This is a genomic window from Paenibacillus odorifer (genome assembly GCF_000758725.1).
Lineage (GTDB): Bacteria > Bacillota > Bacilli > Paenibacillales > Paenibacillaceae > Paenibacillus_AQ > Paenibacillus_AQ odorifer.
The window spans coordinates 4,030,025-4,046,093 of sequence record NZ_CP009428.1 but is presented as its reverse complement, the minus strand read 5'-3'; the positions used below and the strand labels follow the sequence as shown (position 1 = coordinate 4,046,093).

The 16,069-nt window shown below is 42.7% G+C and carries 16 protein-coding genes; 5 read left to right on the top strand and 11 right to left on the bottom strand.

The genetic code is table 11. From position 1 onward, the window contains the following. Window positions 1-41: 41 nt before the first annotated feature. Window positions 42-719 (bottom strand): TetR/AcrR family transcriptional regulator, encoded by a 678-nt coding sequence (locus PODO_RS17545; protein WP_038571872.1) that lies wholly within the window; start codon window positions 717-719, stop codon window positions 42-44. A gap of 229 nt (window positions 720-948) precedes the next feature. Between PODO_RS17545 and PODO_RS17540 the strand changes: the two genes are divergently transcribed. Together PODO_RS17540 and PODO_RS17535 are read left to right on the top strand one after the other, a co-directional pair. Then, window positions 949-2,268 carry an MDR family MFS transporter gene (locus PODO_RS17540; protein ID WP_244886351.1) on the top strand — a complete coding sequence of 440 codons (1,320 nt, stop codon included), beginning with the start codon at window positions 949-951 and terminating at the stop codon, window positions 2,266-2,268. A gap of 208 nt (window positions 2,269-2,476) precedes the next feature. Continuing rightward, on the top strand, window positions 2,477-4,087 hold the full coding sequence (locus PODO_RS17535) for an S-layer homology domain-containing protein (RefSeq protein ID WP_038571869.1): 1,611 nt from the start codon (window positions 2,477-2,479) through the stop codon (window positions 4,085-4,087). Window positions 4,088-4,186: 99 nt separating this feature from the next. Here the strand turns inward: PODO_RS17535 and PODO_RS17530 are convergent, their stop codons facing one another. From PODO_RS17530 to PODO_RS17510, 5 genes are all read right to left on the bottom strand, one after another. Then, complete coding sequence (locus tag PODO_RS17530) at window positions 4,187-4,903, bottom strand: glycosyltransferase family 2 protein (RefSeq protein ID WP_038571866.1); 717 nt, start codon at window positions 4,901-4,903, stop codon at window positions 4,187-4,189. Then, the gene (locus tag PODO_RS17525; protein WP_036688350.1) at window positions 4,900-5,637 is read right to left on the bottom strand and encodes a glycosyltransferase family 2 protein; all 738 of its coding nucleotides are present in this window, start codon (window positions 5,635-5,637) and stop codon (window positions 4,900-4,902) included. Before PODO_RS17525 ends, PODO_RS17530 begins: the two co-directional genes overlap by 4 nt. Before the next feature lie 187 nt (window positions 5,638-5,824). Further along, entirely contained in the window at window positions 5,825-6,811 is a 987-nt protein-coding gene (locus tag PODO_RS17520; protein WP_038571862.1) for a phosphotransferase enzyme family protein, read from the bottom strand. 20 nt (window positions 6,812-6,831) lie between these two features. Next, window positions 6,832-7,635 carry a glycoside hydrolase family 43 protein gene (locus PODO_RS17515; RefSeq protein ID WP_155288144.1) on the bottom strand — a complete coding sequence of 268 codons (804 nt, stop codon included), beginning with the start codon at window positions 7,633-7,635 and terminating at the stop codon, window positions 6,832-6,834. 53 nt (window positions 7,636-7,688) lie between these two features. Beyond that, on the bottom strand, window positions 7,689-8,594 hold the full coding sequence (locus PODO_RS17510) for a helix-turn-helix transcriptional regulator (protein ID WP_244886350.1): 906 nt from the start codon (window positions 8,592-8,594) through the stop codon (window positions 7,689-7,691). A 155-nt stretch (window positions 8,595-8,749) separates the two neighbouring features. Here PODO_RS17510 and PODO_RS17505 point away from each other — a divergent pair, with 155 nt between their 5' ends. Then, a complete protein-coding gene (locus PODO_RS17505; RefSeq protein WP_038571856.1) occupies window positions 8,750-10,825 on the top strand; it encodes a beta-galactosidase in 2,076 nt (691 codons plus the stop codon). 49 nt (window positions 10,826-10,874) lie between these two features. Here the strand turns inward: PODO_RS17505 and PODO_RS17500 are convergent, their stop codons facing one another. Together PODO_RS17500 and PODO_RS17495 are read right to left on the bottom strand one after the other, a co-directional pair. Continuing rightward, the gene (locus PODO_RS17500; protein ID WP_038571853.1) at window positions 10,875-11,420 is read right to left on the bottom strand and encodes a GNAT family N-acetyltransferase; all 546 of its coding nucleotides are present in this window, start codon (window positions 11,418-11,420) and stop codon (window positions 10,875-10,877) included. Continuing rightward, window positions 11,417-12,067: an NUDIX hydrolase gene (locus PODO_RS17495; protein WP_038571849.1), complete on the bottom strand. Its 651-nt coding sequence runs from the start codon at window positions 12,065-12,067 to the stop codon at window positions 11,417-11,419. Before PODO_RS17495 ends, PODO_RS17500 begins: the two co-directional genes overlap by 4 nt. A gap of 142 nt (window positions 12,068-12,209) precedes the next feature. Between PODO_RS17495 and PODO_RS17490 the strand changes: the two genes are divergently transcribed. Both PODO_RS17490 and PODO_RS17485 read left to right on the top strand, forming a co-directional pair. Then, window positions 12,210-12,734 carry a hypothetical protein gene (locus PODO_RS17490; RefSeq protein WP_038571847.1) on the top strand — a complete coding sequence of 175 codons (525 nt, stop codon included), beginning with the start codon at window positions 12,210-12,212 and terminating at the stop codon, window positions 12,732-12,734. Window positions 12,735-12,736: 2 nt separating this feature from the next. Further along, window positions 12,737-13,177, top strand: coding sequence for a hypothetical protein (locus PODO_RS17485; RefSeq protein WP_038571845.1), 441 nt, complete (start codon window positions 12,737-12,739; stop codon window positions 13,175-13,177). A 423-nt stretch (window positions 13,178-13,600) separates the two neighbouring features. Here the strand turns inward: PODO_RS17485 and kduD are convergent, their stop codons facing one another. Genes kduD through kduI form a run of 3 tightly spaced genes read right to left on the bottom strand, consistent with a single transcriptional unit; the run spans window position 13,601 to window position 16,025 of the window. Continuing rightward, window positions 13,601-14,356, bottom strand: a complete 756-nt coding sequence (kduD, locus tag PODO_RS17480; RefSeq protein ID WP_036688326.1) for a 2-dehydro-3-deoxy-D-gluconate 5-dehydrogenase KduD — start codon at window positions 14,354-14,356, stop codon at window positions 13,601-13,603. Window positions 14,357-14,401: 45 nt separating this feature from the next. After that, complete coding sequence (locus tag PODO_RS17475; RefSeq protein WP_038571843.1) at window positions 14,402-15,157, bottom strand: DeoR/GlpR family DNA-binding transcription regulator; 756 nt, start codon at window positions 15,155-15,157, stop codon at window positions 14,402-14,404. Between the two features lie 34 nt (window positions 15,158-15,191). Continuing rightward, entirely contained in the window at window positions 15,192-16,025 is an 834-nt protein-coding gene (gene kduI / locus PODO_RS17470; RefSeq protein WP_036688322.1) for a 5-dehydro-4-deoxy-D-glucuronate isomerase, read from the bottom strand. Window positions 16,026-16,069: the final 44 nt, after the last annotated feature.

The following is a 16,069-nucleotide window of genomic DNA, read 5'->3' as shown; positions in this document are numbered from 1 at the left end:
TTTTGTGCCAAGATTTATTTTCGTGAAAAATCCCCTAAGCTCTACTGTCGCTCATTAGCTAACTGTTCAATTCCACTCACCATTATTTTTAGACCTGTATAGAACATCTTATCGGAGCCAATTTCATTAAAGATATTGTTTTCGTACATTCGTTTTATAACATTAGGTCCATCCCCTGATAAGTGCTCAAGCGATTGTTTAAATACCTCTCTAGCATCTCCATTAGGTTCATTTTTCATGGCTAAGTCAATTCGATCCTGCTCATATTTGTCCAATTCGAAAGAGATTACATAGTTTAACACGCAAGCAATTAAGGAGAATTTGTCACTATCGCTTAAAGGAAGATGATCCACGATCTGAAGCAAAGTATTCAGTAAAGATAGATAATTAGGTTCAGAAGGCAAGGTTCTCATCATCAGCTGAGCCGAGCAAGGATACTTATGTAAAACCCCGCGGATTCGATCTGCAAAATGAAAAAGCTGTTCTTGCCAATCACCTTCGAGATTCGCAGTTTCGAGGGCTTCTTTGGCGATCTCATTAGCCAGTGTCTGGAAAATACTCTGTTTACTCTTAAAATGCCAATAGAGAGAGGCGGCTTGTATATTTAATAGTTCTGCTAATTTACGCATACTAAATGCCTCTATGCCGATATCATCTAGCAGCTCCCAAGAAGCTTTTATTATATCTTGTTCAGTGATTTGCAGATTTTTGATTCTCATCGAAACGACCTCCTGTTACTGTCTTCTTTTATCATAAGCGAAGATGGATGGCTGGTCTACCATCGTTAGATTACCGGTTTATCTTACACTGTTAGATATTTTTATTTACAAGCAAATAAACGGGTGCTATATTAATCTTACACTGTTAGTTTAACGGTGCGATTTTTTAAAAAGGAGGCAGCGGTTAGCTATTTTATTAGTAAAAATTAAAAAGGATGTGTATAGACCCATGAGTAATCTACAAGTGGAACAATCCCAACCAGTCACCAAAGAATTTTCTATAAAAGCAATACTTCCCGTAATACTGGCACTTATAACAGGAATGTTGCTGGTTATGCTCGACAGTACAATTATGAATGTAGCGATCCCGCAGCTTGAAAAAACCTTTGATGCCAGCCTAAAAACAATACAGTGGGCCATCACGGGTTATACGCTGGCTTTATCCGTAATTATCCCATTGGCCGGATGGTTCTCGGATAAGTTTACTGCCAAACGTGTTTTTTTAGCTTCGATCGTATTGTTTACCATAGGTTCTTTATTATGCTCAATGGCACAATCCACAACAGAGCTGATAATCTTTCGTATTTTGCAGGGATTAGGCGGAGGGATGATTGCTCCAATTGGTATGGCTATGTCATTCAAAATCGCACCTCCCGATAAAAGAGGTTCAATCATGGGATTGCTTGGCCTACCGATGTTAATTGCGCCTGTTCTTGGTCCTGTACTGTCAGGATGGCTGTTGGAATATGCAAGCTGGCACTGGATTTTTCTGATTAATGTCCCCATTGGTATTATTGCAATGATTGTTGGAGTGAAATTTCTTCCGGTAATAGAGAAGGGGAATAAAGCTAAATTGGATATTTGGGGTGTGATTTTATCACCACTCGCTTTCTCCAGCTTGGTATTTGGGGTGCATAGAGGGGGAGTGGATGGCTGGGGGGATCGTATAACGATTATATCTCTTGCGTTCAGCTTCATTGCTTTAGCCTTGTTTATTTTCGTGGAATTGCGCCAAAAAGAACCGTTATTGGAACTTCGCTCTTTTCGATCTCTAGAATTTAGTAAAGGTATGATTTTGACCTGGATTAATCAGTTCGCCTTATTTGGTTCGATTCTGTTAATTCCAATTTTTTTGCAGCAGGTCAGAGGTTTTTCTTCCTTTGAATCGGGACTTTTAGTTATTCCTCAAGCTTTAATATCCTTTGCTGGCATGATTATTGGAGGAAAATTATTTGATAAGTATGGAGCTCGGCCCGTTGTGTTCTCTGGACTTGTGCTGCTGTCCACCGGACTCTTTCTTTTGTCACGTTTACAAAATGATACAAGTGTATACGTTATGATCAGTTATTTTGCCATTATGGGACTTGGCCAAGGATTAACTACTATGCAGCTCGGTACACATGTGCTTAAGGCCGCTCCGAAGGATTTGATCAGCCGTGTGACCCCACTTACTGCCTCTGCACAACAAATTGTGGGTTCCTTTGCTGTCGCTATAATGTCGGGCTTATTGACTTCGAATATAGCTACTCAAATGAGTCAAGGAAATTAGAAGCTACCTTTAGAGGCTATGGTTGCAGGATTCCACGACACGTTCCTAGTTTCATTGGGCTTGGTGCTGTGTGGTGTGGTTCTTAGTCTCTTTTTGCATAATCCGAAGAGCTGATCCTATCGTACTCTACCAATATTTTAGCGATGTTTATGGATTGTATCCTTGGTATAATTCAAAGATTGATAACCAAGGGGGAATCTCTTAACCCGTGAAGAATATATTTGCTAGATTTACTATAATGACCCTCGCTGTCGTGCTATACGCCGGAGGATTTATTCAGCATATATCGGCCGATAACGGGGTTCCTTTTGAGGATATAAACACTAGTTATGCAAAAAAAGAAATCATAGATTTATATAACCGGAATATATTAACTGGCACCTCGAATACTAAATTTTCACCTACTCAATCGATTACTAGAGCTGAATTTATTACAGTTCTTGATCGTCTGTTGAAGCTTGATCCAGCGTTGAGTCCGGTATCTCCTTATACCGACGTAGCCAAAAGCGCTTGGTATTACGGCTGGATACAGGCAGCAATTCAGCTTGAACTGGCGAACGGCACTTCGGCAACTACTTTTGCACCCGCAAAAGCAGTTACTCGGCAGGAAGCGGCTGTGTGGATAGCCAAAGCGCTAAAGCAAACAAACACTGCAACTACCGCACAAACCAATTTTAAAGATCGGCAACAAATTGCTAGCTGGGCAAGTGCTGCTGTAGCCAAGGTTAATGATCGCGGATTAATGAAGGGCGATAATAGCGGAAATTTTCGACCCACGGACCCGATAACCAGGCAAGAGACGGCAGTGCTGATGGATCGGGTGCTGCAACATACAAGCTGGGCGGCAGAGCTGGAAAGTGATCCGGACAAACGTATTGTTATAGGCTGGCAGTATGGTCTCACGACGTCACAATTTGAGAATCATGTTTTGCAATCGAACGTCAACACACTCTCACCACGTTGGTATTATGTTGGAAAAACAGGGACAGTAACGGATTCGACAGATGTCTCGCTGGTAACTTGGGCAAAAAAGAATAAAAGGCAAGTCTGGGCGATGGTTGGCAATCGATCGGATCAAGAAGCGACGCATCAAATGCTGTTGAGTACAACCGCAAGGAATACGGCAGTCAAACAATTAGCTGCTTTAGTGAGTAAATATGGATTAGATGGACTAAATATAGATTTTGAAAATGTAGCGGCCGAAGATCGTGTGTATTTGACTTCGTTTATTACTTTATTGGCCGAGAAAATGCATTCGCTCAATGTTATTCTGTCGATGGATGTATCCCCTGATCTTGGAACGGATTGGACAGAAGCTTTTGACTATGCTGCCCTAGGCAAGCAAGTGAATTACATGGTGATGATGGGGTATGATGAGCATTATGACGGGAGTCAAGTTCCGGGGTCCAATGCTTCGCTTTCTTATGATCAAAAGGCTGTGAATACAATCCTAAAAGTTGTACCTAGTCAAAAAGTTATATTGGCATTGCCCTTATATAATCGGGATTGGACACTGAACCAGAAGGGAACGGTTTTATCCTCTGAATATATTACGCTTCCGGAGCAAAATCAGATCATCAGCAGCTATGCATCGAAACCTGTGTGGAATTCTACTCTGGGACAATATGTCGCGAGCTACTCGAAACAAGCTATAAAACATACGATTTGGATTGAGGATGGGCGTTCATTAATAACTAAATACAACTTAGCGGTTACTAAAAAACTAGCTGGAGTAGCTTATTGGTATATAGGCGGAGAAAGCTCTGATATATGGGCTAGTTTAAGGAATGCAGAGAAATTTTTCGATTACACTTTTTAAAAATATGAAAGACTGGATGCGAATAGCCGCTTAGCTAATTGCTGTCCAGTCTTTTTATTGGGTTACTAAGTCGCAACTGCTAGAATGAGTTTGATTAAATCAGCCTCGAGTTACGTATTTTTTGAAGTTTTTTACCTTTAGAACTTTAACATTTTGAGCTAGAAGTTTCTTGTCACTAACGATCCATGTGTGATCTTTGGAGTTTTTTCTACGAACCGCAGCGAAGTTATACTTATTTCCTGCATAAATCTTAAAGCCCTGTGCAGCGCAATCCGCACAAAACTTAACACATTCACCTTTATTCCAATCTGGAAAAGAAATCTGCTGGAAGACATTTCGTTTTACGAGTAGGGTGGCACCCTGAACATTGGTTACCTGTTTATTTTCCATATGAAGATAACGAAGCAAAAGTAGCTTCTTATCATTTAAATACATATAGTGAGCTCGTTTTCCAACGATATCAGCTTTAGTTTTATGGAGGATGTTCATACTATCCGTTAAATAGTTGGCAGAGTAATAATCGTCGTCATCAAATTTAGCGATACAACTATAATTCGCTAAGTGCACACCAAAATTCAGACAAAACCCGAGTGAACGATATTCTGGTAGTTTATAGATCCGTACGTTTTTATGTTTTTTTGCAGCATGTATATAATCTTCAATTCTCAAGCTATCATTATTTATGATCACGATAAGTTCTTTAGATTTGAAATTCTGTCGTTGATAGTTATCAAACATGGTTTTAATACAATCAAGTCGTTTCGTACAAGTTAGAATAGACACAGCAGATGAAGTAGATTCAGCAGTTAACTTCATAACGGAATCTTTGGACTGCGTCCAACAAAATTCCTGTAGTTTTTAATATTCCGGATGATCTTATGGTTAGCTATTAACGTACTATCACTGATAATCCATGTATGTTTTGAAGAGTTTTTTCTACGTATGGCAACGAAGTTATTTTTACTCGCAGAATAAACCTTATAACCTTTCTTTCTGCTTCTGCTGCAAAAGAGATCATCCTCACCTACGTTTTTATTAGGAAATTTCACATGATCGAATACTTTTCGTTTGAAGACGAGCGTAGCGCCAGGGAGATGGGTAACCGTCCGGTGTTCATCATTTGCAAAACGAAGAATCAAAGTCTTTGAACCTAGTAAATACATATAGTGAGCCCGTTTTCCAAGGATATCAGCTTTAGTTCTTTGTAAGGTCAGATTACTTTCCGTCAAATAATGAGGGGCATAATAATCGTCGTCATCAAATTTGGCGATGGTATGATATTTGCATTTTGTTACGGCATAGTTTAAGCATGAACCGAGAGATTGATGTTCAGGTTTACGAAATATCTTAATATTTTTGTGTTTTTTAGCTAAGGTTAGGTAGGGGGATAGTGGAATTTTATTATTATTGATAATAATGATAAGTTCTTTATTTGCATATTTTTGTCTGCTGTAATTTTGAAATAGGTTGTTTAAATAATTATGGCGATTGGTACAGGTAATAATGGAAATACCTTGTTGGTTCGCCTTGTAGTGAGGTACAGCACTCATTTAACCAACCCCTCATATGCATTTTTGGGAAAAGTCTCATTTATACGATATGTCCAAGTTAGGATAGAGTCACGGCATATCAACCTCTTAAAAGCAAAATGGACTTGTTTAGAGAACACAAAACCCACAGTGATAGCTGTGGGTTTTGTAAGAGAGACACATCATATGAAACGCTTTGGATGTTTGTTCAGAAATAAGACTCAATGATGGAAATACCATTCTCAATTCTCGCCTTACTCTGCGTTAAATAATCTTTGGTCCAATCATCTAGGTTAGACATATCAAAACTCCGGTACATCCCTGTATAAACAATAATCTCTCTTAATCGAAGAAAAAGAGGAATTAGCTTCAGCTCATTTTCTGAAATACTGTTCTCTTTAACGTAGCCTTTTAGAAAGTGCTCCATAAAACGCTGACATTGAAGCTGCCTGTCCTCCATACTATCATCCCCGTAAACGTAGACTAGATAATACAGTTGAATGGCGATATCTTCTACAAACCAGCTGTACTGAGCTTCATCAAAATCAAACAAGGTCAGCTTACCATTGTCGACCAAAAAGTTGCCTACATTGATATCCCCATGGATGAGACCATAGGTATTTATATCAGCGTCGAGATGCTTTAGCCGATCCATAAGCGCCTTACAGCTTTCTAAAACGCCACTTTGGGATGAAGGAATAAACCTGGTTACATTCTGCAGGTAGTAGTTCTGATGCCACGCATGTCTTTTGGTGTGTGGTTTATAAGATTTTGCTAATCTGTGCATTTGTCCAGTGATCATGCCACACTGCTCATAGAGCTCTACATCTTTCAGGCAGTCTGGGTAACCTATTCGTTTCCCTTGTGCTTTTTCAAAGGAAGATACCCTAAAGCACGAATCACCGATCTCTATTTGCTCAACTAAATTACCCTGAAGAGAACATACGGGTCTTGATACTGAAACGCCATGATCTGCTATGTATAGAATCCATTCAAGTTCAGCCGCCAACAAATCCTTACTACGTAGCGAGCTATGAGTAAATCTTAGAATATATTGATGGTTACTAAGTTGGTATTCATAAACAAAATTTTGAAATCCGCCAATGAACGTTAGCTCATCTATGGGGATACCATATTTCGTACAGGCGGCACTTACAATCTGGTCATTAAATAAGGACTTAATCTTTTGTTCCAAGGGTTCTACTCCGTTCTACATTACAATGATTTTATCGAAATCGTTCTGGAGCTTTCCTGGATCTCAATAAGCAGCGGCCGTTCTTGTGGGTTGAGATTTGGGGCATGAATAGCCAGCATAAGTCTGCCCGTCAAATCACGAAACAACATCCCAGGTCCGCCATCTTTGGCATAAAGAGGCTCAGGATCATGTTGCCAAGGTCCACTAATGTCACCGCTGATGGATCGGGCTAAACCCATGGCATAACCACCGGCTCCACTGCTAGACCACAACATAAGCAGCTCACCACTGCTAGTCTGATGCATAAAAGGACCGTCAGTTACGTACTGCCCTTCTTTGCCACCTACCGTCCAAGGAGCTTGTGAAGCCTGGAAAAGCAGCACGGGTTCACCAATACTAGCGCTTAAATCCTCCTTCAGCCGAACGGCATACATTTCTCCATCCGTCACTTCAATCCATTCACGGCAAAAGATCATCCAAGGTTTGTCTTCTTTATCTACATATAACGTTCCGTCAAGGCACTCCCAAGAAGCAGGGGTAATCGGATGATTGCTGATAGGGAGATAAGGACCCTCAGGTGTTTCCGCGCTTAATATTTGTGTCCCCCGTGGAACCCCATGTCTTTTAAAAGAAGCGAACATATAATATTTTCCGTTGTAGCGGTGAACCTCTGGTGCCCAGAAATGATGATCAGCCCAAAAATTAGGATCTGGACGAAAGGCAGCAATGGGTTCGGACCATTCCTGAAGATCTGAGCTGATATATACATCGAAGCCGTGAGGTGTGCCACTCCAAGCTGTTAGGCCATCTGTGGTGCCCCCAATTCACAAGCTATCATCTGCTTAATTTTACAATATCTTCATTAGGCTTGGAAGCGTTACTTCATTTGCTCGCCTAGTAGCAAACGTATTTTCATTACGCCTGGTGTACAGCCGTAGTTTTTTCGGAAGACACGTATAAAATAATTAGTCTCCATGCCCAGCTGAAGCGCAATATCTTGAACGGGGATCTCCACATCCTCCGTCATTAATTGCAGCGCCCGCTCCAGCCGCAGATTCTGCAAATATTTATGCGGAGTGACCCCATATTCCTGCACGAATAAACGCTGGAAATGCTGCACGGAGTAGCCGACTGCTGCTGCAAGATTGGAGATCAGAAGCGGTTCTGTGTAATGCTCGTTGATCAGCCCGACGGCTGTAGTTAGGGCTTCATTTCGGACCGACTCGAAGGCTAGACGATTACCGGAGCCTTCTGAACTCTTGGCAGGGCGCAGCATTAAGAGCAGTCTATAGAGCGTGATAGACAACTCCTGCATCCACATCTCGTCCTGCCGATTGGGGGCAGGAGAATTCACCGTATGCCAGATTTGGCCGATTTCTTCCCAGCATTGTTCAAAACGATCCGTTCTATAAGGAACAGAAGGGAGCAGTTCAAGCGCTTCCAGCAATCCATGAGCTTGACTGCCTTGAAAGCCGATAAAGCCAACATGCCACGGTTCATGAGAGGTAGGATAATATTCATGACCTCGATCGGGCGGGAAGGCAAAAGCCATCCCCGGTTCCAGTATGATTTCTGTGCCACTTTCCAGATCACGAAATAACCCGGTTCCAGTCCGGATCAAAAAGATTTGATACACAGGAAATCCTGCTGGGCGCACATGATGGAATTGGATATGACGACCTACAGAGTAGGGGGATAGGGGCAACGTTCCAGAGTCGCGTGGTAATTCAATCAGAGAAAAAGGCAGCAGGTTTATCACCTCATCTTCATTTTGTGCTATCACTTCGAGACTATATTCCTACTGATTGAAATGACTTTTCTTATATTATAAATAGTATAAATGATGATTCCTGAATAAGATAGCTTACGCTTCTAGCCTATCATCAGAGAATAGTCCCATTCTATAAATGGGCAGAATTGAGAGGATGATCGTACACAATGAATAAAAAACATTCCCCGATAAGCAGTAAAGCTGGTGTCATGCTGCACGGTGCTGATTATAATCCTGAACAATGGCTGAAATATCCGGAAGTATTGCGTGAGGATATCCGATTAATGAAGCTGGCGGGCTGCAATGTCATGTCCGTAGGCATTTTCTCGTGGGTATCTCTTGAACCAGAAGAGGGTGTGTTCACTTTCGAATGGTTGGATGGTGTACTTGATTCTTTTGCAGAGAATGGGATTTACGCTATCTTGGCAACGCCAAGTGGTGCCCGCCCAGCATGGATGTCGCAAAAATATCCAGAAGTCTTAAGAGTGGAGCGTAACCGTGTTCACAATTTGCATGGCTTCCGTCATAACCATTGCTTTACCTCACCAGTGTACCGTGAGAAAACTGCAATTCTGAATGCAAAGCTAGCGGAACGGTACAGCCAGCATCCAGCCATTATCGGGTGGCATATTTCGAATGAGTTCGGTGGGGAGTGTCACTGTGAGCTCTGCCAGGATGCTTTTAGAGAATGGCTGAAGGTGAAATATAATAACAGTTTGGATGAGGTGAATCATGCTTGGTGGGCTACTTTTTGGAGCCATACCTATACTTCATGGTCACAGATTGAATCCCCAGCTCCACATGGTGAGACACAAGTACACGGCTTGAATCTTGACTGGCGGCGTTTTGTTAGTGAACGGACGATTGACTTCTGCCAGCACGAGATCAATACGGTTCGTCCGTACAATCTAGAGCTGCCTATTACGACGAATATGCATATGATCGATGGTATTGATTACCGCGAGCTGGCCAAAATCTTGGATGTGGTCTCATGGGACGCTTATCCAGACTGGCATTATACCGAAGACGGTGACGATACTAGATTGGCAGCATGGGCGGCGATGCACTACGACTTAATGCGCTCTTTTAAAAAGAAACCGTTCTTGCTGATGGAAAGCACGCCATCCCTTACGAACTGGCAATCGGTCAGTAAGCTAAAACGTCCCGGAATGCACAAGCTGTCTTCCTTGCAAGCGGTAGCGCATGGTTCGGATTCTGTGCAGTATTTCCAATGGCGCAAAAGCCGCGGATCAAGTGAGAAGTTCCATGGTGCAGTTGTAGACCACAGTGGCCATTCCGAGACTCGAGTATTCCAAGATGTAGCGGAAGTAGGAAAGACGCTTGCGGGAATGACGGAAGTAGTGGGTACGTCCACTCCGGCGCAGACGGCGATTATTTTCGATTGGGACAACCGCTGGGCGATAAAGGATGCGCAAGGCATCCGTAATTCCGGATTACGTTATGAGGAGACGGTGCTGCAGCATTATCGTGCACTTTGGGAGCTGGGCATTCCAGTTGATATTATAGGCTCTGGAGATGATTTGTCTGCCTACAAGCTGGTTGTTGCACCTATGTTATATCTGATTAGTGAAGAGAATGGAAAGCGAATTGAGAAATATGTGGAGCAAGGCGGCACATTCCTCGCAACCTATTGGTCAGGAGTAGTTAACGAAACGGATTTATGTCATCTGGGAGGATTCCCTGGTCCACTGCGCAGAACACTGGGGATTTGGGCAGAGGAGACAGAAGGGCTGCACAGCCGTGATCTGAACGGGATAGTAATGGAGGCAGGTAATAAACTTAAGCTAAGCGGTGACTACGATGCGCATGAGATTGCTGAGCTGATTCATTTGGAAGGTGCAGAGGCTTTGGGGCATTATCGCAACGATTTCTACGCAGGCCGTCCAGCGCTTACAGTCAATCGTTTCGGTGAAGGAAATGCGTACCATCTTGCTACCCGGGTGAAAGAGACTTCATTCTATGTTGAGCTATACGCAGCGATCACATCTAAGGCAGGAATTACCCGTGCGATGGATAGTGAGCTTCCAGCAGGTGTGACTGCACAACTTCGCACAGATGGCGAAAGTGATTATGTTTTTGTGCAAAATTTCAGCGGCAGTCCGCAAACGGTAGAGCTGGATGGAGCGGAATACACAGACTTGGAAACAGGTCTTTCAGCTCCGGCCCTATTGAATCTAGCGGTGAATGGACTTGCGATGTTGAAGCGTAAAGCATTAGTATAATAAAGAGGCAGGACCTGAGTTTCAGGTTCTGCCTTTTTTTTGAATAGAATCAGTTCTTAACTCTTCCCATCATAATGGTGTTATACAATTTGCCGTCCGATAGAAGTTTATCTTTCTTTAAAATCCCTTCGATTTCAAAGCCAAGCTTTTGATAAAGCTTAATAGCATTGGTGTTCGTTTCCAGCACATTTAGGGTGATCTTTTGAATACCGTTAGTGTCAGCCCAGGCAATCGATTCGCCAAGAAGATTTTTTCCAATACCATATCCCCAATACTCCTGCAGCACACATACTCCGAATTCTACTTTATGAGCGAATCTTTTTAAGGGATAACCTTCGCATCTGGAGAACGCAACGATTTGATCATCCACTACTGCGACTAGAAAGAGGTTATTATTTTTCTCTGAATCGGCTTGAATAAGCTGTTCAAATCCTTCTTCGTCAATAAAGGCTTCGCCTGGTTCCCGATCTAAATTCTCAGTCTCTCCATCGATACGTACTCTTAATTCAGACAACATCTTAGCGTCTTTTGAGGCAGCAGATCTAATGCTGTATTGGATTCCATTCACTGTAGATGTTTGAGGATTAATGATCATATGTCCTCCGTGACGATGGTTGATGTTAGAATTATTGCTTCGATGCCCTCAATGATCCGAGTGAAATAAGCTGCTTCATGAGGCACAAAATGAGTCCGATCCACACTCTGTTGAATGTTGATTTTCTGCCCGTTTGAATCGACTTTGAAACCATTGATTTGTAGACTATGTATTTCTCCCTGCCAAAAGCTTCGGAAGTCCGCAAACTTTGTGATAACAATTCCTGCGACCTCTTCTTCTTGCAGCTTAAAATCGTCCAGTGGATAAGGATTGTTATAAACAAAAACATGCGCTCGTTCTTTATCGATTAGATTTTCTTTGATCATACAGTAAGGAATTGTACCTAAGGGAATCAGCTCATCAAAAGCTAGCTCCAAACCGAGTTCTTCTTGAACTTCGCGAATCCCGTCCTCTACCGTTTCGTGTGTCAGCAAATGTCCAGCGGCCGTGATGTCCAGCAATCCTGCATAATCTTGTTTCTGCTCACTACGAAGCTGTAAATAAATATAGGGGATTTCTTGGGTTTTGTTTATAAACCAGCAGTGGAAGGTCTCGTGCCAATGTCCTAACCGGTGTACTTCTTCCCGTGGAGCTGTACCGATTCGGTGACCGCCTTCATCAAATATAGTAAGTATCTCATTATGCATAGAAAAGCTCCTTTGTGAAAAAATATACTGCCTAAAGCCTATCATAAAAACGATCGAATTGCTTCATGTGCCTAAGTGATTTTTATTGACATCGTTAAGAAAGATATGTATATTTTTGGATGTTAATCAAAGGAGGAGTTAAATGAATTTAGTAGCCATGAAGCAGGAAGACTTGGACACTTTAAGTGATGAAAGGTTAGGATGGGCCTGTATGGAGCCTACCTTTCAGCTGATTCGCGGAAAATCGCCATCGACCAAATCAGAAGTGATCTCGAAGCTCACAGAGGGGCAACAAGCATTATGTATGTACAGAGTGCTATATGGTCACAGCTGTAATTCCGAAGGGGAGTATTATGCATGGATTTCCTACATGCAAGACCTGCCAGGGTATTGGACAGGGGTGATAGGAGGCATACGATTTTTTGACGATTCACCCATGATTCTTTTGCTTCAGGAAACAAAGACATTTCTCGAGGAAAGAAATCATCGACTGGGTAAAGAGTGGGCGGATGCTGCCATCACGGATTTGGATCGAGACCCTCAGCTGTTAGAAGTAATTACTGGGTTATTCGAACGATATAAGAACCTGACACCAAATACGCATAGAATAATTGGCGAATATATTCGCTCTCATCCAGAGGAGTTTGTAGAAATAGGGTGTTCATAATTATGAATATGAAGAAACGTTATGTATTTCTCGTACTTATTTTTTTATTGATCGAAATCCCAGTAATCATTAATCTCTACCATAGTTATAATTCATTTGAGAATTTAGTGTTGGATCAAATCGACGAAACAGAAATCACCTCTATCGAGATTGAGAAATACTCAGTGGATGAAAAGGTAGTGATTGAAGATCCGAAGGAAATTGAAAAGATCATTTATGCTTTTTCAGATGTAAAATTGAGAAGAAGTAGTGCTTTGGACAAATCTACGGAGACCTACTGGATAAGTATTATTGTGAATAACAGCTTGAGGTTTGGCATGAATCTTACGGATACTAACTTCCTGTATGTGACGGATCTTGATAAGAAGGACAAATACAGTTCGGGAAACTTTAGAATGACTAGTGATTTTGATGTGAATTCCATTGCAAGCTTATTTAAATGACGCAGAAGGATCAACCACCACTGGTACTGAGATTTTCGGACCCAGATGCCCCTATTTGCGAATTTAACGCCTATTAAGCAGGTTTTCGGACTCCAGCGTCGCTATTGCTCAGGAAGGAGCTTATAATTAGCTTTTTTTGCACCAATAGCGGCTATGAGGTCCGATAGCTATCCAAATAGCGGATAAAACGGGGTATAAGGTCAGCTGAGTCCTTTAGCTTCTGCATGTGCAGATTGTTCAGTTGAGTCCTTTAGCTGCTGCGTATGGAGATCGGTCAGCTGAGTCCTTTAGGTGCTGCATGTGCAGATCGCTCAGTTGAGTCTTTTAGCTATTTCGTGTGCAGAACAGTCAGTTGAGTCCGATAGTGCTTCATATCCACACACAAAAATGGGTGCCCCTATGGGACACCCATTTTTGTATGGATTATCTAGCCATCCATCCGCCATCCACATTAAGAACGTGACCGTTCAAGTAGTCAGATGCTGCGGAAGCCAAGAATACGGCAGGACCTTTAACATCATCAGGCGTTCCCCAACGTGCTGCAGGGATACGGTCTAAGATAGAGTCCGAACGACTTTGGTCGGCACGGATTGGAGCGGTATTTTCAGTAGCCATATAACCTGGTGCAATTGCATTGATGTTCAGACCGGAGCCTGCCCATTCATTGGCAAAAGCTTTAGTAAGACCAGCAACCCCGTGTTTACTCGCAGTGTAACCAGGGACATTGATTCCGCCTTGATAGGAGAGCATGGAGGCGATGTTAATGATTTTGCCGGATCCTCTTTCCAGGAAGTGGCGGCCTGCAATTTGCGACAGAAGGAACACTGTGTTCAGGTTCAAATTGATTACATCAAACCAGTCTTTTTCACTATGATCTTTTGCCGGTGCACGGCGGATCATTCCGGCGCAGTTTACGAGAATGTCAACATGTCCGGTCAGCTCTAACGCTTGGTCAAAAGTGCTTTGCAGCTTGCTATGATCACTTAAGTCAGATTCGATACTAACTGCTTTTACTCCAAAAGCTTTTGCTGCATTTACAGTTTCTTCACTCGAATTAAGGGAGACTGATGCAACATCTGCACCGGCTTCTGCAAATGCAAGCGCGATTCCTTGTCCAAGACCTTGAGCTGCGCCTGTTACAATAGCTGTTTTACCTGCCAAGCTGAATAATGATGACATATAAATTACGCCCCTTTATTGTAAATGGATTGTTATTCCGGGTTTTTACCCGCATTCAATTGTAACGCCTGCACTGCGGAACTGTTCTGCCGTTTCGGGGGAGAGCCCTTTGTCCGTCAGGATCACGTCAACTTCTTGTAGGGAAGCGAAGGTACGCAGTGCAGTATGGCCGAATTTATGATGATCTACAACCGCGAATACCTTACGGGCTGTAGATACAAGGGCTTGCTTGAACTCAATTAAATCTCCTGTATAAATGGAGAGTCCATGCTCTATATGAATAGCAGTCGAAGAAAGGAATGCTTTTTGAATATTAAGCTTTTGTACATAGGAGACGGCTTCAGGACCAGCCAACATATTACGGACACGATAACCACCGGGAACGACCAGACGGATGTTATCTTTGGGAACCAGTTCGCTGATGATGTATACATCATTGGTGACTACCGTTAGTGGCATATTGTCCAGACGCCGAGCAATTTCAAGCGTGGTGCTACCGCCGTCAAGAGCGATAATATCGTCCGGTTCAATATGAGCAAGCGCACGCAAGGCAATCTCCGTCTTCTCGTCAGAGTATTTATCCAGCGGGTCCTTGGAGGGCAAAATACCAAACTGGTCGCTTTGTGCCAGCACAGCTCCGCCATGTACACGTACGATCAGTCCTTGTTCCTCCAGCCTACTTAAATCCTCACGTATTGTTTTTCCAGTAACCTGAAGCTTATCGCTCAGTTCATTCACCGTTACATCTTTTTGGTTCAGCATAACTTCCATAATCATCTCGTGTCGTCGTATCGGGTTCATCCGCCTGCCTCATCTTTCCGTAATTGATTTATCTCTATTGTAATTCTTTCATGGATACGGGGTCCATATCATCATATCTTTTATTATCGCCAGCCATACTCCAGATAAAAGTATAGTTATGAGTGCCGACACCACTGTGGATGGACCAGCTTGGAGAAATAACCGCTTGTTCGTTATGCATTACGATATGGCGGGTTTCGTCAGGTTCTCCCATCAAGTGGAATACAACGGAATCGTCCGGAAGATCAAAATAGAAATAGGCTTCCATCCGGCGTGGATGGGTATGTGCTGGCATTGTGTTCCACATGCTGCCTGGTTTCAGTTGGGTCATACCCATAACCAGTTGGGCACTTTGCACACCATTTGTGTGAATGAAGCGGTGGATTGTCCGCTCGTTAGAGTTCTCCAGACCACCCATCGCACCGGATTCAGAATCGGCCAGTGTGGTTTTGGTAGTAGGGTAGGACTGATGGGCAGGAGCAGAATTCAAATAGAATTTAGCAGGTTTGGAAGCGTCTGCACTTTTGAAGACTACATCTTTAGAACCTTGACCTACATAAAGACATTCTTTGAAATCTACTTCATATTCTGTGCCATCTACAACCACGGAGCCTTTACCACCGACATTGATGATGCCCAGTTCACGGCGTTCCAAGAAATAAGTAACCCCAAGTTCTTTAAGGTCAGTAGTAAGCGCAACCTCTTCTTTTACAGGATTAGCTCCACCAACGATCATACGATCTTCATGGGTTAGGACAAGCTTTAGCTCATCTGGTGCAAAAATAACGGGAATGTGGAATTCCTTACGGAGGCGCTCAGTGTCAAATTGTTTTACTTCATTAGGATGGGATGCGAAACGTCTTTCCATTGAATGTTCAATCTCCTTTGTGTACATATTATCGTTCGTATAGG